General features: G+C 60.7%; 20 protein-coding genes and 2 pseudogenes. 10 read left to right on the plus strand and 12 right to left on the minus strand.

All coding sequences use genetic code 11. The features are described from left to right. Positions 1-2: 2 nt before the first annotated feature. The 7 genes from XI04_RS16530 to XI04_RS16560 all read right to left on the minus strand — a co-directional run bounded on the left by XI04_RS16530 (position 3) and on the right by XI04_RS16560 (position 5,274). The gene (locus XI04_RS16530; protein ID WP_028140597.1) at positions 3-767 is read right to left on the minus strand and encodes an enoyl-CoA hydratase/isomerase family protein; all 765 of its coding nucleotides are present in this window, start codon (positions 765-767) and stop codon (positions 3-5) included. 105 nt (positions 768-872) lie between these two features. Further along, the gene (locus XI04_RS16535) at positions 873-1,592 is read right to left on the minus strand and encodes an ABC transporter ATP-binding protein (protein WP_028140598.1); all 720 of its coding nucleotides are present in this window, start codon (positions 1,590-1,592) and stop codon (positions 873-875) included. Continuing rightward, positions 1,585-2,310, minus strand: a complete 726-nt coding sequence (locus tag XI04_RS16540) for an ABC transporter ATP-binding protein (protein WP_028140599.1) — start codon at positions 2,308-2,310, stop codon at positions 1,585-1,587. The genes XI04_RS16535 and XI04_RS16540 overlap by 8 nt, the downstream gene beginning before the upstream one ends. After that, the gene (locus tag XI04_RS16545; RefSeq protein ID WP_271609583.1) at positions 2,307-3,338 is read right to left on the minus strand and encodes a branched-chain amino acid ABC transporter permease; all 1,032 of its coding nucleotides are present in this window, start codon (positions 3,336-3,338) and stop codon (positions 2,307-2,309) included. The genes XI04_RS16540 and XI04_RS16545 overlap by 4 nt, the downstream gene beginning before the upstream one ends. Further along, entirely contained in the window at positions 3,322-4,191 is an 870-nt protein-coding gene (locus XI04_RS16550; RefSeq protein ID WP_038948803.1) for a branched-chain amino acid ABC transporter permease, read from the minus strand. The genes XI04_RS16545 and XI04_RS16550 overlap by 17 nt, the downstream gene beginning before the upstream one ends. Before the next feature lie 114 nt (positions 4,192-4,305). Next, positions 4,306-4,830, minus strand: a complete 525-nt coding sequence (locus tag XI04_RS16555; protein ID WP_271609584.1) for a flavin reductase family protein — start codon at positions 4,828-4,830, stop codon at positions 4,306-4,308. A gap of 90 nt (positions 4,831-4,920) precedes the next feature. Then, positions 4,921-5,274, minus strand: a complete 354-nt coding sequence (locus XI04_RS16560) for a VOC family protein (RefSeq protein ID WP_028140602.1) — start codon at positions 5,272-5,274, stop codon at positions 4,921-4,923. 609 nt (positions 5,275-5,883) lie between these two features. Between XI04_RS16560 and XI04_RS16565 the strand changes: the two genes are divergently transcribed. Together XI04_RS16565 and ribB are read left to right on the plus strand one after the other, a co-directional pair. After that, the gene (locus XI04_RS16565) at positions 5,884-6,507 is read left to right on the plus strand and encodes an Lrp/AsnC family transcriptional regulator (protein WP_028140604.1); all 624 of its coding nucleotides are present in this window, start codon (positions 5,884-5,886) and stop codon (positions 6,505-6,507) included. A gap of 142 nt (positions 6,508-6,649) precedes the next feature. Beyond that, positions 6,650-7,726, plus strand: a complete 1,077-nt coding sequence (gene ribB / locus XI04_RS16570; RefSeq protein WP_028140605.1) for a 3,4-dihydroxy-2-butanone-4-phosphate synthase — start codon at positions 6,650-6,652, stop codon at positions 7,724-7,726. Here ribB and XI04_RS16575 read toward each other — a convergent pair. After that, positions 7,685-8,623, minus strand: coding sequence for an AraC family transcriptional regulator (locus tag XI04_RS16575; protein ID WP_028140606.1), 939 nt, complete (start codon positions 8,621-8,623; stop codon positions 7,685-7,687). The genes ribB and XI04_RS16575 overlap by 42 nt on opposite strands. A gap of 189 nt (positions 8,624-8,812) precedes the next feature. Here XI04_RS16575 and XI04_RS16580 point away from each other — a divergent pair. Then, positions 8,813-9,271 (plus strand): annotated as a pseudogene (locus XI04_RS16580) (FUSC family protein); the annotation flags it as partial. Positions 9,272-9,340: 69 nt separating this feature from the next. On the opposite strand, the pseudogene XI04_RS16585 reads toward XI04_RS16580, so the two are convergent. Together XI04_RS16585 and XI04_RS16590 are read right to left on the minus strand one after the other, a co-directional pair. Beyond that, a pseudogene (locus tag XI04_RS16585) lies at positions 9,341-9,580 on the minus strand (DUF3363 domain-containing protein); the annotation flags it as partial. A 104-nt stretch (positions 9,581-9,684) separates the two neighbouring features. Beyond that, positions 9,685-9,960, minus strand: a complete 276-nt coding sequence (locus XI04_RS16590; protein ID WP_085968048.1) for a hypothetical protein — start codon at positions 9,958-9,960, stop codon at positions 9,685-9,687. Between the two features lie 294 nt (positions 9,961-10,254). Between XI04_RS16590 and XI04_RS16595 the strand changes: the two genes are divergently transcribed. Beyond that, entirely contained in the window at positions 10,255-10,464 is a 210-nt protein-coding gene (locus XI04_RS16595) for a helix-turn-helix domain-containing protein (RefSeq protein ID WP_028149227.1), read from the plus strand. 907 nt (positions 10,465-11,371) lie between these two features. On the opposite strand, the gene XI04_RS16600 is transcribed toward XI04_RS16595, so the two are convergent. Then, positions 11,372-11,716, minus strand: a complete 345-nt coding sequence (locus XI04_RS16600) for a DUF1488 domain-containing protein (protein WP_049801955.1) — start codon at positions 11,714-11,716, stop codon at positions 11,372-11,374. A 495-nt stretch (positions 11,717-12,211) separates the two neighbouring features. Between XI04_RS16600 and XI04_RS16605 the strand changes: the two genes are divergently transcribed. The 3 genes from XI04_RS16605 (at position 12,212) to XI04_RS16615 (ending at position 14,500) form a co-directional block, all read left to right on the plus strand. Further along, complete coding sequence (locus XI04_RS16605; RefSeq protein ID WP_028140609.1) at positions 12,212-12,595, plus strand: response regulator; 384 nt, start codon at positions 12,212-12,214, stop codon at positions 12,593-12,595. Between the two features lie 77 nt (positions 12,596-12,672). Next, a complete protein-coding gene (locus XI04_RS16610; protein ID WP_028140610.1) occupies positions 12,673-13,557 on the plus strand; it encodes a transglutaminase family protein in 885 nt (294 codons plus the stop codon). 130 nt (positions 13,558-13,687) lie between these two features. Next, positions 13,688-14,500 (plus strand): transglutaminase-like domain-containing protein, encoded by an 813-nt coding sequence (locus XI04_RS16615; RefSeq protein ID WP_028140611.1) that lies wholly within the window; start codon positions 13,688-13,690, stop codon positions 14,498-14,500. A gap of 222 nt (positions 14,501-14,722) precedes the next feature. On the opposite strand, the gene XI04_RS16620 is transcribed toward XI04_RS16615, so the two are convergent. After that, positions 14,723-15,400 carry a Crp/Fnr family transcriptional regulator gene (locus tag XI04_RS16620; RefSeq protein WP_028140612.1) on the minus strand — a complete coding sequence of 226 codons (678 nt, stop codon included), beginning with the start codon at positions 15,398-15,400 and terminating at the stop codon, positions 14,723-14,725. A 502-nt stretch (positions 15,401-15,902) separates the two neighbouring features. Between XI04_RS16620 and XI04_RS16625 the strand changes: the two genes are divergently transcribed. The 3 genes from XI04_RS16625 (at position 15,903) to XI04_RS16635 (ending at position 18,751) form a co-directional block, all read left to right on the plus strand. After that, positions 15,903-16,274: a hypothetical protein gene (locus XI04_RS16625; protein WP_028149229.1), complete on the plus strand. Its 372-nt coding sequence runs from the start codon at positions 15,903-15,905 to the stop codon at positions 16,272-16,274. A 564-nt stretch (positions 16,275-16,838) separates the two neighbouring features. After that, complete coding sequence (locus XI04_RS16630; RefSeq protein WP_271609585.1) at positions 16,839-17,633, plus strand: alpha/beta fold hydrolase; 795 nt, start codon at positions 16,839-16,841, stop codon at positions 17,631-17,633. Further along, complete coding sequence (locus XI04_RS16635; protein ID WP_018642503.1) at positions 17,630-18,751, plus strand: PAS domain-containing sensor histidine kinase; 1,122 nt, start codon at positions 17,630-17,632, stop codon at positions 18,749-18,751. Before XI04_RS16630 ends, XI04_RS16635 begins: the two co-directional genes overlap by 4 nt. The last annotated feature ends 4 nt before the right edge of the window (positions 18,752-18,755 follow it).

Below are 18,755 nucleotides of genomic sequence, written 5' to 3' on the forward strand. Positions count from 1 at the left end.
GCTCAACCCTTACTGTTCTTTGATAGAAATCTTGCACGCGCTTTGGTTGAGCTCTCGGCTGTGACATAGGCGTCGAGGTCGGCCACGGTCATTTTTTCGAGCGCCTGATCGCTCATTTGCGCGGTGAGGTTGAGCGATCGCTTGATGGCATGGAACAGCTTGCGGTCTTTCTGCCGCAACACGCCGCACACGTCTCGCGCACGGGATGCGACCTCCTCGGTCGGGACGATCTCGTTCACGGCGCCGATCGCCACGGCGCGCTCCGCGCCGACGAGCTCGCCCCAGTACAGCAGCTCTTGCGCCGCCCGCACGCCGAGCTTCTCGACGGCCCGGCGCATGCCTTTGGTCACCGGCAGCAGGCCATGGTTGATTTCCGGAAATCCAATCTTGCACGCCGCATCGGCCACAACATAGTCCGCATGCAGCAGAAACTCCAGGGCGCCTCCGACCGCATAGCCGCGGACGGCGCAGACGATCGGGCCCGGATAGTTCTCCATCGCCACGAGGAGTTCGTGGAAGAACCGGATGCGCGGCCTAGCGACGTCGATCCCGACGACTTCCTTGATGTCGCCGCCTGCGCTGAAGAAGCGGTCGCCGCTTCCGGTGAGCACGATGCCGGGCGGATTCTCGTCGTCGGCAAGGCGCCGGATCGCCTCCAGCAACTCGACGATTAGTTGCGCATTCAGCGCATTGGCCGGCGGCCGGTTCATCGTGATCGTGACCAGGTCTTGATCACGCTCGATCAGGAGAGAAGTGGCAGTATTCATCAATGAGACCCAAGCGAGAGGCGGCTGCAACAGCCGGGGAGCGGTGGACCGAACGGCGGCGAGACGAGAGCCGCAACGCCCGACGCCTCGCCGAGACGGCGCGCCTCACAATCCCAGATAGGCGCGCTGGACATCGGGGTTCTCGAGCAGATCGCGGCTAGATCCATGCAACACCACGGAGCCGTTCTCGAGCACATAGCCGCGGCTGCTCAGAGCGAGCGACTTGGCGACATTCTGCTCGACGAGAAGGACCGTGATGCCCTGCTCGTTGAGGGATTTGACGACGCTGAACATCACATCGGTCAGCGCCGGCGACAGTCCGATCGACGGCTCGTCGAACATCACGATTTCTGGCTTCGACATGATCGCCCGACCGATCGCCAGCATCTGTTGCTCGCCGCCGGACAGCGTGCCGGCGAGTTGGTCGCGGCGCTCGCGAAGTCGCCCGAACAGCTGATAGACGGAATCAAGCGTATTTGCCAGGTCGTGCCTGGCCCGCTTCAGCGAGCCGCCGATCAGCAGATTGTCCTCGACGGAGAGCGCACTGAAAATCTGGCGGCCCTCGGCGACCTGAGCGATGCCCATTTCGCAGATGTCCCACGGCGGTAGCCGCGAGATTTCGACTCCGTTGATCCTGACGGAACCGCGCGACGACGGCACGATCCCCGCGATTGATCGGATCAGAGAGGTCTTGCCGGCGCCGTTGGCGCCGACCACGCAGATCAGTTCACCCTTGCCGATGCGGAGCGACACGCCGTTCAGCGCATTGGAGCCGTCATAGGCCACGCACAGGTCGTCGACTTCGAGAAGCGCGTCGTCAGGCATGGAAACCGGCTCCCAGATAACTTTCCAGCACCGCAGGATCCGCTACCACCTCTGACGGCTTGCCCTCGGCGATCTTGGCGCCGTGGTGTAGCACCACCACGGTCGACGCCACTTCCATCACGATCCGCATCACGTGCTCGACCAGTAGGATCGTCAGTCCACCCTCGGCGAGCCGGTGCAGCACGCCGACGACGCCTGCCGCTTCGGTCGGACGCAGCCCCGCCATCACTTCGTCGAGCAGCAGCAACTTGGGGCGAGTCGAGAGCGCCTTCGCCATCTCGAGCATCTTGCGATCGGGCAACGTCAACTGATCCGTCCGGGCATTCGCCTTGCCGGCGAGCCCGACATTTTCGAGCGACTCATACGCCTTGTCCCGCGCCTCCTTGACGTTCGTCGTCCAGCTGAAGGCGCCCACCATGGCATTCTCGAGCACCGACATATCTTTCATCGGTCGGACGATCTGGAAGGTGCGCGCAATGCCCATGCGGCACACCGCTTCGGGCGGCTCGCGCTCGAGCGAACGCCTCTCGAATAGCACCCGCCCGGCGGTCGGTCTCAGCGCCCCGGCGACGAGATTGAAGCAGGTGGTCTTGCCGGCGCCGTTCGGCCCGATAAGGGCGGTGATGCGGCCTGCCTGCAGTGAGAAGCTGACGTCATTGACCGCGACCAATCCAACGAACGCTTTGGTCAGGTTCTTCACTTCGAGCAGCGCGGTCATTCCTCGACCTTCCGCAATTGTGAGATCCGGCCGCGCGCCGGCAGCTGGATCGCCTCGTAGAGCCGGACGACCGCCGGCCAGATGCCGTCGGGCAGAAACCACACGACCAGGATCAGCACCGCCCCGTAGGCGACGCTGTTCAGTCCGGGGAGCCCCAGGCTGTCGCCGAGCGCCCCCATGGCGTGATGCAGCGGGATCGCGGCCATCGAGCCGACCAGCGGGCCGAACGCAGTGCCCAATCCGCCGACCACAGGGCCGATCAGTACGTCGACCGAGATCGCCATGCCCATGATCGAATCCGGAAAGATCGCACCCTGCACCAAGCCCAGCACGCCGCCGCCGACCGCGGCCGTCGCGGCCGATATCGAGACCACCAGCACCTTGTGGCGAAACGTCCGCACCCCCAGTGCGCGGGCGGCCTCTTCGTCGTCCCGCATCGCCCGCCAGACATAGCCCCAATAGGACCGTGAGATCAGCTCCGTTCCCGCGACGCCGATGGCCGCAAGCGCGAGCGCGACGAAGTAGTAGAACCGCGCGTCACCGCGCAGCATCCCGAGGTCCATCGTGCCGCTCGGCGCCTGATAGAACAGGCCCTGCATGCCGCCGACATAGTCCCACCCGCCGAACATGATCCGGGCGAATTCGGCGGCTGCGATCGTGAGCAGCGCGAAATAGATGCCACGGACCTCGAAGCGGAAGCTCAGCCACGCCAGCACCGCGCCGACGAAGCCCGCAATCACCGCGCCCAGCAGCAGACCGATCCACGGGGTGACGCCGTATTTGATGTTCAGGATCGCCACCGCATACGCACCGATTCCAACGAACAGCGCGTGACCGATGGATAGCTGCCCGCCGATCCCGAGCATCAGGTTCCACGATTGTCCCATGAAGGTGAACAACAGGACGATCGTCAGAAGTGAGATGACGTAGGCGTTGGACATGCCACCCACCACGGCCAGGGCGGCGAAGACCAGAGCGCCGGCACCCCAACGCTTGGTGTCGCTGGCTTGATCAGATGTCCTTTGCACCGAAAAACCCCCTCGGACGGAAAATCAGGATGATAATCAGGAGCGCGTAAGGGAGTGCTGTTTTCATCGACGGCGTGAACATCAAGGCCGCGATCGCTTCGGCGACCCCGATCGTCAGGCCGCCCAGAAGAGCGCCACCGAAGCTGCCGAGACCGCCGACGATCACCGTCACGAAGGCCAGCAGCGTGAAGTCGACGGCGAGATAGGGCTGCGCATCGAACAGCGGCGAGATCAATGCGCCGGCGACGCCAGCGCAGGCGGCTCCGATGCCGAAGGTCACCGCATAGACCCGAGGGATATTCAGCCCGACCACCAGTCCGCCCAGTCGATTATTGGCGGCGCCCCGCAGCGATCGGCCGAATGCGGAGTACTTCAGATAGGCTCCCAGTGCGGCGATCAGCAGTCCGGCCGTAGCGGCCGCCTGGATGCGGGCCCAATCCAAGGTGAGCGGACCCACGCTCACGGTCTGGAAGGACAACTGAGACGCCGTCGGCCGCGGATCCGGACCGAACGACATCAGCAATACGCCGCTGAAAAGCAGTGAGAGGCCGATGAAGACGATGAACTGATAATGATGCGGCCGATTGACGAACCGCTTCACGACGAGCGTCTCTAGCAGATAGCCGAACACGAACATGACGACCGCGGCGATCGCGGCGGCTATAACGATCGGGATGTCACAGATTTGAACGGTCCAGTATCCGATGTAGATCCCGAACACGACCATCTCGCCATGAGCGAAATTGACCACGCGCATAACGCCGAAGATGATGGTGAGACCGAGCGCGACGAGCCCGTAAACCAGCCCGATGAGCACCCCGCCGGCGATGACATTGAGCCAGAGCGACAGCATCAGCGACCGACCGCCGATGGATGCGCGATAGAAAGTCTTCGTCTTCCTTGCATGCTGATCGGTTCCATCTTGGCTGTAGCGGAAACGTAGCGGCGCCTGACGTCGTCCTGTGTTTCAGACCGCCTTTGGCGCGACGAAACATCCGTCGATGTAGACGAGCGACTCACATCCGGCCCTCGTGGTCTGAGCCACCACCTCTCCGGTGAAAATGGTGTGACTACTGTCGCTGTAAGCATTCACCACGCGGCAATCGAAGCTGCAGACCGCGCCGACCAGACTTGGTGCTCCGGTTTTGAGATCGCACCACAAACCGTCACCGAAGCGGATATCGCCCTTGCTGCCGTCCTGCCCGGAAAACTTGAGCGCCAGATCGCGATGCTCGACTCCTAGAATATTCCAGCAGAACGACCCACTGCTGAGAATGATGTCGTGCGCACCGGCAGATCGATTGACGCAAACCAGCACGCTGGGCGGAGCCGCCGACAGCGAGCAGCCCGCCGTCAGTGTCAGACCATGGCGGTTCGGCGCCCGACCTGTCGTGACGATCGACACGGTGCCCGGCACGCTGCGCATCGCAGCACGGAATGCTGCGGCATCGAGTGGGCTCGTTTCGGACAGCGGCGGTGTTGCGGACGGCATGGCTACGACCCTTGGATTCATGAGATGGATGCGCCCTCTTTGTCTGGTTGTGAGTCCGGGCATGCAGCGCTGCCCCGGTGAACGTCTGAGCTATCCGGCTGCTTGATAGAACTGGATGACGTTGCCGCCCGGATCCCGCACCTTCACCGCACGGCCGTGACTTTCCATGTCCCGGACCGCGCCGACTTGCGCCCCCATGGCTGCGGCACGCTCCATGGCGGCATCGAGGTCATCGACACCGAAGACAAGAACGGCATCTTGCAGCTGGTCCGAGACCGACTCCGTCGGTCCGGCGACGCAGAACGCAGCCGCATCGCTCACGAACTGTATCCACTTGCCGGGATCAGCGAAGCGCACCTTCAGACCCAGACCTTCGTAGAACTCGGCCAGGCGTCCAGGATCGTTCGCTGTCAAATAGACTTGCTTCAGTTTCACGCTCGACATCCAAACCGTCGCTACCCAAGTGCGATCGTGGGTGGATAGTCGCCCGAGCCTCTCAGCATTACTGCTTGAACAACGCCTGTCACAGAAGCTTCATCAGCATTTTATGCTGTAACGACTTGTCGAGTCGCTAGATCCAACTCTGCATCCGGCCGATCTTTGCCATTTTCTGGTTGACGAGGTGGGCGTCGTTGCTGCCGAACCTTTTGTCTCGCGCAACGCCCGCGGCGTGGTCAGCGACGTGGGACCGAAGCCACACGCGACGACAGGCGGTTGTACGAAACAGGGCAGTTCTCGACATCGAGCTCTGCTGCACGTCCCGTCAAGTGACACGGGGAGCCAATCGATGGAGCGGCGGGCATTACATCTTGACCGAATCCGTGGATCAACGTCGGCCTGCATATCGCATAGGCAAAAAATGTATCGGAAGTAGGCAACTAACCTTTTGATCGCAATGCACAATGCGAAGGTTGACGGTTTTTCGATACAAATCGACGATTTGTCGAAATCCCACAAGCGCAATTGCGGTTAGCTTTTACCACGCGATTGTCATCACCCCGCAAACGACGGTGATACGCGCCGCAGAAGACTGCCATACTTGGGAGATACGCGATGTCGACAACCTCTCTCGACAGAATAGATATCAAGATCCTCAACGAGCTCCAGCAGAATGCGAGCTTGACCAATGTCGAGCTCGCATCACGCGTCAATCTTTCGCCGTCGCCGTGTCTGGCACGCGTCAGAACACTCGAAAAACTCGGCGTGATCGATCGACGGATCGCCCTTCTTGATCCCGCCGTGCTCGGCATTGGTGTAACGGCTTTCATCCAGATCAAGCTGGAAAAGCAGGTCCAGACGTCCCTCGAGAATTTCACCCGATCCATCGACCGGCTGGCCCAGGTAATGGAATGCTATCTCATGACCGGTGAGAGCGACTACATGCTCCGCGTCATGGCGGCCGACATCGAAGATCTCGAAGACCTGATTGTCAACAAACTATCCCGCATTCCCGGCGTCAGCAGCATTCGATCAAATCTGGCCCTCAAGCGCATTTCGCACAAGACCGTGCTGCCGATCGACGCCAATCGGCCGGTCACCGTCAAGGCTTGCGCCACCCCCTCGCGCCCTCTGGAGCGCTCACCAAGACCCCGATACGACCCAACCGGTCCTTTGCTGTCCGATGCGCCGATCGGGCTCGACACCAATCGTCCCAGCTACAGCGTGGAAAGGCTATGAGGCGCCCCGCCATGGGCTCCGGCCAGTTGGCAATAATGGTGAAGTTAAGATCGGCAGAGTGCTCGAGCGGCGCTGCGAGCCTGACAATCCGCACACGACCCAACGCGAGCACCCGTCGGTTCCAGCGAGCAGAGCGACCGAGATGACGGGATCGATCGAAGCGGCCCTGCAGGCGCTCGCCGACGGCGAAATCGTCGTGGTCACCGACGACGACGATCGCGAGGGCGAAGGGGACCTCGTCGTTGCCGCCTCGCGGTGTACGGCTGCGAAGATGGCCTTCATCATTCGCCATACATCGGGAATCGTCTGCGCTCCGATTACCCTCGAAGACGCGAGACGCCTGCGGCTTGACCCGATGGTTGTCAACAACGACTCGGCTCACACCACGGCGTTCACCGTGTCAGTGGACTACCGGCCGGATAACGGTACGGGCATCTCGGCCGAAGAGCGGGCCTCGTGCTGCCGTGCACTCGCCAACCCCAACGTCGGCGCCGGCGATTTTTGCCGGCCGGGACACGTTTTCCCGCTGATCGCAAAAGAAGGTGGCGTACTCATGCGCTCGGGTCACACCGAGGCCGCCGTCGACCTGTGCAGACTGGCAGGTCTCGAGCCGGTCGGTGTCATCAGCGAACTGATGAACGACGATGGCTCGGTGATGAAGGGTCCGCAAGTCGCGGCGTTCGCCGACAAGCACAAGCTGAAACAGGTCACCATCGCAGACCTCATCAGCTTCCGGCAGGCCCGCGAGACGCTGATCGAGCGCGTCTCGAGCGTCACGGCGGAGAGCTCGATCGGCCCGCTCCAGGGCTATTCGTATCGCTCGCCGTTCGACCCCATTCATCACGTCGCCTATATCTACGGAGAACTGGGCGACGGCACCAACGTCCTCACGCGCTTCTATAAACCCAACATCCTGCGCGATTTGTTCTCGGGTCAGGAACAGGCCAAGATGAACGTCATTCTGCAACGCTTCAAGGATAATGGCAGCGGCGTGCTCGTCTATCTGCGCGACGGCGCGGCGGGCGTTCCGCCTGCGCCGCTAGGCCCGATCAGTTCGCGCGAAGACGACCGTAATCGGCAATGGCGCGAGATCGGTGTCGGCGCCCAGATCCTGCGGGATCTCAAGATCAGCTCCATCCGTCACCTCACGTCGTCGACGCATCACTTCAAGGGACTGTCAGGCTTCGGCATCGAGATCGTCCGAAACGAAGCGCTCTAACTCCAGCCATCCGCGTTTCGAAAGTCCATTGAGCGCGTCCCGCACCTCAGGCATCCGGCGAAGCTTGCAGTTCGTATCGCGGCAGGTCTCCCCCGGGCCAGTCTGGCCGGCCTCGCGCTCGGAGAAGTAGCGCGCCGGCGATTTGCCAAGCGCCTTCTTGAACATGGTGATGAACGCGCTCACCGACTCGTAGCCGAGCGCCTCGGACACGGACTGAACCGTGTTGCCAGCAGACAATTTCTGGATGGCGACGATGATCTGAAGCTGCTGACGCCAGCGACTGAAGGTCATGCCGGTCTCGGCGAGCACAATGCGCATCAGCGTCCGCTCGCCGAGCGCGACGGCTTGCGCCCACTCCGCCACGGTCCTACGGTCGGCCGGATTGTCCATCAAGGCATCGGCGATCATACGCAGTTTCGAACTCCGCGTGATCGGAAGATGCAGCCGTTCGGTCGGCATGGCGATCAACTCGTTGAGGAGCACCGCGGCGATCTGCGCGGGCGGGCCGTCGGGATCGTAGAGCGGGGGCAGCGTCGCCATCCGATGGATCAGCTCGTGCAACAGCGGTGAGATCGACAGCGTGCAGCATTCCTGCGGCACGCTCGCCGCATCCATGTCCACATAGAGAAACAGCAGGCTGGCGTTGCCGCTGACGCGATTGCTGTGGGGCATACCGCCGGGAATCCAGACGCCGCAGCGCGGCGGGACCATCCACAGGCCGCTCGGCACTTCGCACGTCACACCGCCGCGCTGGGCGAGGACGAGCTGTCCCTTGCGATGGATGTGAACCGGCAGCTCGTCCTCCTGCTCCCGGGTATCCACCATGCCGGCCACGATCGGACGGTCCAAAATGTCAGGATCGAACCGCCGATAGTGCTGATAGAGCGTGCCGCGCATTGTCATCCTTTAGCAATTAATTGGCAGAATAACGAAATTCTCTCGACGCAGCAACGCCTATGGTCTCCGTGCTTCACGGACGATCACATCATGCCTTCACCATTTCTGTCTCGGCTTCTCGCAACAGCAGCGCCCGGCCGGCTCGATCCGAAATGGGCGCTGTTCTCTTCGAACTCCTTCATCGCGGCAATGCTCGCGATCTATTTTGCCTTCCGGCTCGGATTGGAGCGGCCGTATTGGGCGATGCTCACGGTCTATCTGACCGCACAGCCGTTCGCCGGCGCGGTTCGGTCACGCGCCGTCTACCGCTTTGTCGGGACATTGCTGGGCGCCTGCGTGGCGCTGGCGCTGGTCCCGATCCTGGTCGATCAACCCGCGTTATTGTCGGTTGCCGTTACCGCATGGGCCGGACTCTGCCTCTATATCTCCTTGCAGGATCGCACGCCGCGCAGCTATGCTTTCCTGCTGGCAGGCTACACCGCGACGACAATCGCGTTCTCGAGCGTCAACGTTCCGGCGATGGTATTTGTGACCGCGCTGTCGCGTGTCGAGGAGATCCTGCTCGGCATCGGCTGTGCGACCTTGGTGCACACCCTGCTGTTCCCGAGCGACGTCACTACTCCTGTGCTGAAATCCCTCTGCGCCGCATTGTCGGACGCCTTCGCCCGGACCACCGATGTGCTCTGCGCGCGCGTCGACAAGGCACCGAATACGGGTGTGCATGGTCTTGATGATGTCGCCGCGCATGCCGAGATCGCGCAAGCTGCGCTCGGCCTCGAGCCCAACCATCCATTCCCCCGATGCGGCGGATGCGGCGAGGCCCATCTTCTCCAAATGTTGAAGGCGACCGACCATCAGGCGCCGGATCTCGGGATCGGACTGGCCGGGGTTCTCTGGGCGAAGATCGATCGAGCCGGTCTCATCTGCCGCCAGCCGGATCTCCCGATCGAGCCGCGTCCTGTGCCGGCGCTTCATGCAGATTCCCGGCGTCGGTCCGATCGCGGCGCTGAGCTTCATGACCGCGGTAGCCCAGCGCTAATCTGTCGTCACCTGCACCGCGACTACTGCGCCGGTTTCAACCGCAGCCGCTGCGTGATCTTCGCCAAACCCGACGTGGAAGTCGGTCTCGCTAACCCACATCCGGTGCAGAATGCTTGCCAGCTTCCGTGCCACCGCGGTGATCGCGCACAGCATGCTCGACCGTTTGGCGATCCGCAGGCCCCATGCCCGCAGTGCCGATCATTCCTGACCCGCAGCAGCAGGCTTGCGGCCGCCTCGCAAAGCGCCTCGCGTACGGCGACGTCGCCTCGTTTGCTGATGCGTCCTTCGTAATCGATCGACGTGCCGGACTGGTGATCCCGCCGCTAACCGCTGCGCGCCGTAGCGTACAAATCGGACGGACCGGCCTTTTGTTTGGCACCGTAGGCGATATGGATCAACGCATCCCGGACAGTTGAGCAACGCGCAGATGGCGTCGAAACAAGTCAACAGCAACCTCGTCAGCTACCACAAATCCAGCGCCTTCCTAGGAGGCCCGCATCGACACCAAGGTCGCGCCATGGAAATGCCCATCTCGCTCAACGGCGCTCGATCCGATTCTGGCCGGGATCATCGGAGCACGTGCAGGAACCATGGTTGACAATGATAACAACGAGCGGCGCCGACTCGTCGAGTTCAAGGACGGTTGCCGCTATGGCAAATTCGGAAAGACTAAGGCCTACGAGCTGATCGCCCACGAGAGGATCAGGGCCTACAAGATGGGGGGCAAGACCATGATCGACCTCGACAGCGTGGATGAATATCACGCTTCGCTGCCGAGGCTCGAAACGAGGGCGAGCTAGGCCGCCGTCTGCGTAGCGAAACGGCGGGCGCATCGTCGCTCAGGCTATCAAGGCGATCAACTTTATGTTGTATTAAACGCACCGTTCGGCCCGCTAGGCCGCACGGTTACAGATGCCTGGTTCTTATTGTCCCAAAGCTGGCGCCGTACCACCTCGTCGCGCAGTGGCGCTCTTTTTCTCCGTACTATGGGCGAGCTGGGCTTCCGACTACATCGTCGTCGAACGCGACCTACTCGCTCAGCAGGTCGACGCGGTCGAGCGGACGCGTGCGCGCGGTGGTCGCCGCCGGGGCATTATCGCAGTCCATGGTCCGCAGCGCCTTGTTCAGTGTTTTCGGACATTAGGACGCTCTCGTCATTGGACGCCCAGCAGATCGCGGATCAGCGTCGCGCGATCCCGCGTTATCGATACCGGTTTCGCGTGCACGCGACATAGGCCCGCCCTTAACCTCGCGTTACGTTAGGTCGAGTCCCCGCTGGGACTTCGAGTCAGAACCGGGTTCGATTCCGGTCGGGGGCGATTTTGGAGACCGGAACGCGATGAGCGGTGCCTGCTGCCGAGGCAGCCTGCAGTTTTATTTTTGCCAGTAAATACAGTGCATCATATTGTTGTATTCCTGTGTCGGCAGCCCTCGATCGCGTTGAAAACACACGCAAAAATTCACCGCCTCCGTCCGTTTGGTGGCATTTTGTTGGTATCGGGAGAACAAACAATCGCGGCGATTTTTCGCCATTCCGAACAAGGGAATTGAGCAGATGGCCCGCCAGAACGATGGCGCGTGGCCAAGCTGATCAGGACCAACGTCGATCGACGCGCCGCCTGACATCTTTTCAGATTGAAGGGCCGACGTTTCGGCAAGCGTTGAGCAGTTTCGGATGAGACGAAGCCCTCACAAAGCGCAATCGGTTCAAAAATTACCGGCGACCAAATCGTAAGAGCCCCTACTGCCGCGGACGTACACCTTGGCAGCGGCGGCGCATATCAAGTCGCGATTGCAATCGAACACGCGGAGAAAGCCCGTTTCATCGTAACCGGCATCTGGTTGAATTCGCTTCAGCGCATCTTCGTCGATGAAAAACGATGCCTCGATAGCGCTGTCGTGTCCCCAGAATCGTACGGCACGCCGCGTGCGGTCGTATGAACGGCTATGGTTTGGAAACTCGATCATATGGTCGGGGCCGATCAGTTGTCGGTGAAGGAGACTTCCTTGCCGACTTATCCGATTTTGCGCCGGTCGATGGCCAATCTGCATCGACGCTCGCAACGGCCAAGCATGGCGAGGGGGAAAGAGCGTTAAGGCGATTACGCCAACCCTTAAGTGGCTACGTTGAAAGCGAACTACAACTCTGCTCGCCCCTGTCACAGCAAATAGTTCTGCTTGACCTCGTTATTCCGCCGATGGGCATTATATCTCGAATATCACCGCGAGTTCACGGCTGTTATCGGTGACTGAGAGCATCGTGCTCCCGCCGCGACCAAGAGGCGGTCAATATGTCGAACATCTCCAAATTCGGACTCCGCGAGTGGCTGGTACCGCCGGTCCTGCTGCCGATCTTCTTCGCGCTTGTGATCGCTGGTGCGGTGCTCATTCAGTGGTAGTTGCTCGCCTGCGCGGGCCCGCGCCGCCAGCGCCAAAAGTCTCTGCATGATGGAACATTTCAGCAGCACGAGGGATACCCCAGCGAGGCAGCCATCGGGGGACGAGATACCTAGGATCAACTCGCACCCGCATTGCGGAGAGTTACCGATGACGTTCGGTCCGTCACGCAGTCCAGCCATCGTTCTCGTCGTAGAAGACGAGATGGTGCTCCGCATGCGCGCAGTTGGCATGGTGGAAGACGCCGGCTACACGCCGTTGGAAGCGCGGGATACCGACGAAGCCCTCGCAATCCTGAGCTCCAGATCCGACATCGCGCTCGTTTGCGCCGACATCCAGCTGCCGGGCAGCATGGACGGCATGGGCCTCGCGCGTACCGTGCGTAAACGGTGGCCGGCGATCGATATCATCCTGATGTCCGAGCAATTGAACCCGCCCAGCATCGATCTTCCCCCCCGCAGCAGATTCTACGGTAAGCCGCTCCAAGCCTGGCAGATCATAGCTGGGATTCGCACGATGATTGGCCACGCCTGAGGCGCCCAACATCGCCCGACCATCCGCGTCAAGCGGCCATCCTAACTAGCCCTCACCTCTCGTCGATCGGCAACATTATGGCGATCTTCCTCGTCCGGCATGTCACAACATATCGGTACCGGCGTGCGGTCAGGCTGGGCCGACATCAACTGATGGCGCGCCCGCGCGACAGTTTCGACCAGCGACTGATTGATTTCTCGCTCGATGTGACGCCCGCGCCCTCGGAGGTGAGGTGGCTGCACGACGTCTTCGGGAATTGTGTTGCGCAGGTCGAATTTGCCTGTGACAGCGACTACTTGCGATTCGAGTGTATCATCAAGGTCGACCACACGCCGGAGAATGCGCCCGACTTCAGAATTGAGGCCCACGCGAAGGACCATCCATTTGCGTATCAGGATGATGAGGCGCCGGACCTGGCACCCTATGTTCAAAGATGGTTCTCGCACCCGGAAGATCATCTCGGCCGGTGGCTGGATACGTTTCTCGTGCGCGGGACCAGACGCCGTACGGGCCAGGTCCTGATGACCCTCAATGAAGCAATCTCGGATGGCTTTGCATATGACCGCCGCACGGCGCCAGGAACGCAAAGTCCCTCCACGACACTTGAACGCAGGAAGGGCAGCTGTCGGGACTTTGCCGTCTTGATGATTGAAGCCGCGCGAAGCCTAGGTTTCGCCGCACGCTTTATCACCGGCTATATCTACGTACCGGATCGCGATGGTCCAGCCTGGCTGGGCGGGGGAGCCACTCATGCCTGGTGTCAGATTTACGTCCCCGGCTCCGGCTGGGTCGAGTTCGATCCGACCAATGGGATCGTCGGAAACCGAGATCTGATCCGCGTGGCGGTGGCCAGGGTCCCGAGCCAAGCTGTTCCCCTGTTTGGCAGTTATTGGGGAACTCGCGAGGATGAGCTTGGAATGGACGTGGACGTGAACGTCAAAACGACGTCAGCTCTGTCATAGAGTTGCTCAATGAACGGACAGGAACACGGCAACTACTAACGCGTTGGCACTTTTGCAGTGCTGCGCTGTGTCGACGAGCCATGCTCACGATTAGCAGCCGCGGGAATTTGTCGACTTTGGAGGACGCCGCGTGAAGATCCGGGTCGGCTATGAGATGATCTACGACTTTCCGCAGCCCACGCCCATGATCATGGTCCTGGGCGTTCATTTTTCCCGGGCATCGGACGTTATCGTCCCCGATTATCTGACCACCACGCCCTCGGTTGCGATCGTCCCCTATCGTGACGGCTTCGGTAACTGGTGCAGCCGCATCGTTGCGCCAGCGGGTCGAATGCGCCTGGCGGCTGACGGGATCGTTCGCGACACGGGCTTGCCGGACGTCGTTGTGCCCTCGGCTACCCAACACGCGGTCGAGGACTTGCCGGCAGAGACGATCGTGTATCTGCTCGGCAGCCGCTATTGCGAAACCGACCAGCTGTCCGATGTCGCGTGGAAACTCTTCGAGAAGGTCTCGCCCGGATGGGCCCGTGTTCAGGCGATCTGTGATTTCGTTCACAATCACATTGAATTCGGCTATGAGCACGCGCATGCAACCAAGACGGCCCGGGACGTCTTCAACGAGCGCAAGGGCGTGTGCCGGGACTTCGCGCATCTGGCCGTCACGTTCTGTCGCTGCATGAACATTCCCGCCAGATACTGCACCGGCTATCTCGGCGACATTGGTATGCCTCCCCCTTATGCCCCAGGGGACTTCGCGGGATGGTTCGAAGCCTATATCGGCGGGCGTTGGTACACATTCGATCCACGCAACAACGTCCCCCGGATTGGACGTGTGCTGATTTCTCAAGGACGTGACGCTGCCGACGTGCCGATTACCCAGACGTTTGGCCCCAACACCTTGGTCAGCTTCAAAGTGTGGACCGACGAGATCCCTTCTTCCTGAGCACAGGATACAGCGAGTCTGGACCCTGAATCGCTTGGAGAAATGATCGCTGACTTGCGACGGGATTTGTCAGTACGAAACCGAGTTGGGCCTCTGCCGGAACGAATGTCGGTGGCGCAACTTGGTAAGCACGACCGGATGCAAACGCCCCCCAAAGCATCCGAGGAAATGACGGCCTCATTGCGCCCCCACGCTCTGGGGCCGTCGCTTGGGACGGTCCCTCTAGTCGCGCTCTCTCAGCACAGGCTTCTCGTGCAACACCGCACTCAACAACGAGTTGTGGACTTCGATGTGGCCGTTATAGCTGATGAGCCCCAATCTTCGAAACTTGTTCATGAAATAGCTGACCCGCGATCGTGTCGTTCCGATCATTTCAGCCAATGTCTCCTGATTGATGCTCGCGCTGATCGGCTGCGGACTGCCTTCCTTGCCGAAATTGGCGAGGAGCAACAGCAGACGAGCAAGCCGCCGTTCGCTGGAATTGAATAGCTGGTCGATCAGGTCCTCCTCGATCCGGCTATTTCGGGTCAAGAGATACGAAATGAACAGCTGGGAGAATTTCGGCTCGTCACGAATAGCCGACATCATCGATTCTCTGGTTATCGATGTGATGACGCAATCTTCCATCGCCGCTGTCGTCGACATCCGCAGAGGGTGACCATTCATGCACCCCTCGCCGAAGAACTGACCGGGCTCGAGAATGGCGACGACTGCTTCTTTGCCCTGCTCCGAAACGACCGTCAGCTTGACCTTGCCGCTTTGAATGTAGAACACTGAGTCAGCAGGGTCGCCTTGCTGAAACACAAGCTGGTTCTTGCGAAACGTCAGAATGGCTTTGCCGGTGCCCACCCTGGCGAGAAATTTCTGGGGGTCGAACATGTCCTTGGTCGACTTCGCCACGCGTGGACTCCCTTGGATCGACGAGACTTGCCCGCTTCGATCGATTGCCAAGCGAACGACTTTCTCGACCAAGCGACGAACAGCCGCTTCTTGCCGGCTGGAACTTGCGGGAGCGGACCCGTTGGGCAGACTTTACTCCTTGATTGTTCGCAATTCTAGGGAAGAGCCACTTTCCAAGCGGCGCGGCTCACTGTGCGCCCATCAGCGGGCGTTTTCGGTCATCTCAGACGAGGAGGCGCTGGCCCTGTGCGCGGCACGATCTTAAGGTGGAGCATAGAAGCCCGGCGGCGCGACGCGCTGGTCAATATAGCTCACCATGGAGAGGTTGACGGGATTATTGTAGAAGGCAGCAGCGACACGACTCTTTACTGAGTCTGCTTTGCATCCCTCGTTATTCGACCCTCCCATACCCATATCCTATCCTGTGTCTCTGATCGTGCCAGCCGGCAGGAGAGTGGCACCAGCTGCAGATATGAACAGTGGTCGACAATAGGAGGATGCCATGTCACTTGCGCAACTTCGGATCGATGACGGACCGCACACCATGGACGGGCTCCGGCTCATTGCGCGGGACGACAACAAACAGGTCGAGGCGTTCATGAGTCGGAAAGTGATGGACATCTGGGCGGAATCTGTCGAGCATCGCGGAGGACGCCAAAGTCTTTTCCGAGGTCAATACAACGCGCTCGGAAGACTGAACCTGCCCGCACTGCAACGGATTGTGCGCGCGAAATACGAGCGAGGTATCGCGTTCAACCGCCAACATCCCTTCGTCGAGGTTCTGTTCTCTGACATCGCCGAAAGTGGCGAGACTTTGAATCTAAGTGAACTGGTTCGAGAGACACTGCCGCCGGCATTTCACAGGCTGACCTAGGATCCTGAACGCTGTGACCGAAGCGTACGCTCCCGGCTGTCCTAGATGGGTTCAGGACAATTACTTGCAAGTTGAGCAATATTGACCAGCGGGGGGGGGGCATCAAGCCAGGTTCCATTATGGCTTCCGTAGCTCTTCAGTGAAGGAGAGCCAGCACGCCGCCTATCCATGGTTGATGTCATGCGGTCACTTCTGCGCAAGCGAACAGACAAACAAATCGGCTACAGCATCTCGCAACTTGTTCAATTGCGCCATCAGATGCTCCGATTTGCTCGGACGCTCCCGCCGGGACCTGACCGGAATCAGCGGCGGCAAATCGCGTCTTCCTTGCGAAGCCTTGCCAGACGCACGCGGTGAACCGGCTGTCTCCAGCCAGCAAAGTCAAACATTGCAAGGCAAGACACGTTCCTCATGGCCTTTCTGATCCCGGGAGCGCACCGGGGTATCCCGCTGAGAGCTCGAACGTCCAAACAGGTCCGTTTCCCCTCTGGGGCTCGCAAACCGGACTGCGCCCCGGCAACTGCGGAAAGCTTGCAAGAATGATGCATGATTCAAAGGGGTCGGATGGCAAATGTAATCGAACGGAATAACGTCCAGGTTCGTGGCGCGGGCGACAGGGCGATGGTCTTCGCCCACGGCTTCGGGTGCGATCAGAACATGTGGCGGTTCGTGGCTCCGGCGTTCGAAAAGGACTTCATGACCGTTGTGTTCGACCACGTCGGCGCCGGCGGATCCGATCTGTCGGCCTACGACAGGGCCAAGTATTCGACCTTGTCGGGTTACGCCGACGACGTGGTCGAAATCGGCACCGAACTTGGTTTGAAGGATTCCGTCTTCGTCGGACATTCCGTCAGCAGCATGATCGGCGTGCTGGCCGCGCGACAAGCGCCAGGCACGTTCGGCAAGCTCGTGCTCATCGGCCCTTCAGCCCGCTACATCGACGACGAAGGATATGTCGGCGGGTTCAGTGCCAAGCAGATCGATGAATTGCTCGAATTTCTCGAATCCAACCACATGGGTTGGTCGGCGCAGATGGCACCTATGATCATGGGCAATTCCGACCGGCCGGATCTCGGTCAGGAGCTCACGAACAGCTTCTGCCGCACGGATCCCGATATTGCCAAAGCGTTCGCCCGAGTGACTTTCACCTCCGACAACCGTAAGGATCTCGCGGAGGTCTCCGTTCCGACCCTCGTCCTCCAATGCAGCGAAGACATCATCGCCTCCCAGGAGGTCGGCGAGTTCGTTGCCCGTAGTATCCCCGGCGGTCGAATGATCGTCCTGAACGCGACCGGGCATTGCCCGAACCTCAGTGCGCCCGACGAGGTCATCGCGGCGATTCGAGCCTTCGTCTCGTGAGCGTCTCCGGTCCAGACTTCGAGGACATGGTCAACAACGCCCCGTGCGGGTACGTCACCCTGCACCCGAACGGCCGCATTGAGCATGTCAACCCGACCTTGCTGGCGTGGAGCGGGCACCCGGCAGACCAGATGGTCGGCAAGCGTTTCACCGATTTCCTGACCATGCCAGGCCGCATCTACTACGAAACTCATATCGCGCCGCTGCTGCGGATGCAGGGCTTCTTCAACGAATTCGCTATCGACATGGTGACCGCTGCCGGTGAGCCGCTCCACATGATCGCCAACGCGAACGAGCGCCGCGATGCGGATGGAAAGCTGCTGCTGATCCGTCTTGCGTTGATCAAGGCGACCGACCGACGGCGCTACGAACAGGAGCTCCTCGCCGGCCGAGAATTGGCCATTGCTGCCGAAAGGGCGACGCAAGAAGTGCTGCTGCTCGAGCACGAAACCTCCGAACTGCGGGAACAGTTCATCGCCGTACTTGGTCACGATCTTCGCAATCCTCTCGCCTCCATCAGCGCCGGCGCGAGACTTCTCGGCCGTACCGTGCAGAATGAGAAGGAGCAGCAGATCGTCGCCATGATGCAGACGACGGTCATGCGCATGGCCTCGATGATCGACAACGTCCTCGACTTTGCACGCGGTCGTCTGGGCGGCGGCATTACCCTGGAATACGATGCGAAAGGACCGCTGGAGCCCGTCCTTGCCCAGGTGATCGACGAACTGAGGCTGGCTTCGCCCGGTCGCGTCATCGAATTCGAGTTTGCCGTCGACGGGCCGGTAAACTGCGATCGCATCCGCATCGGCCAGCTCCTTTCCAACCTACTCGGCAACGCCGTGACGCATGGCACGGCCAACAAGCCCATCACCGTTCACGCCGAGACGCGAAATGGATTGTTCGAGCTCTGGGTCGCCAATGCCGGTGAGGCTATTCCGCAAACGGTGATGGACAAGCTGTTCGAACCGTTCTTCCGCGGCAAGGCCCGTGCGAGCAAGCAAGGGCTTGGACTTGGGCTGTACATCGCCTCTCAGATCGCAAAGGCGCATGGGGGCGCATTGACCGTCGCATCGACACCCGCGGAGACCCGCTTTAGTTTCTCAATGCCGCTGGCGTAACCTG

It is taken from the genome of Bradyrhizobium sp. CCBAU 11430, assembly GCF_028128855.1.
Taxonomy (GTDB): domain Bacteria; phylum Pseudomonadota; class Alphaproteobacteria; order Rhizobiales; family Xanthobacteraceae; genus Bradyrhizobium; species Bradyrhizobium ottawaense.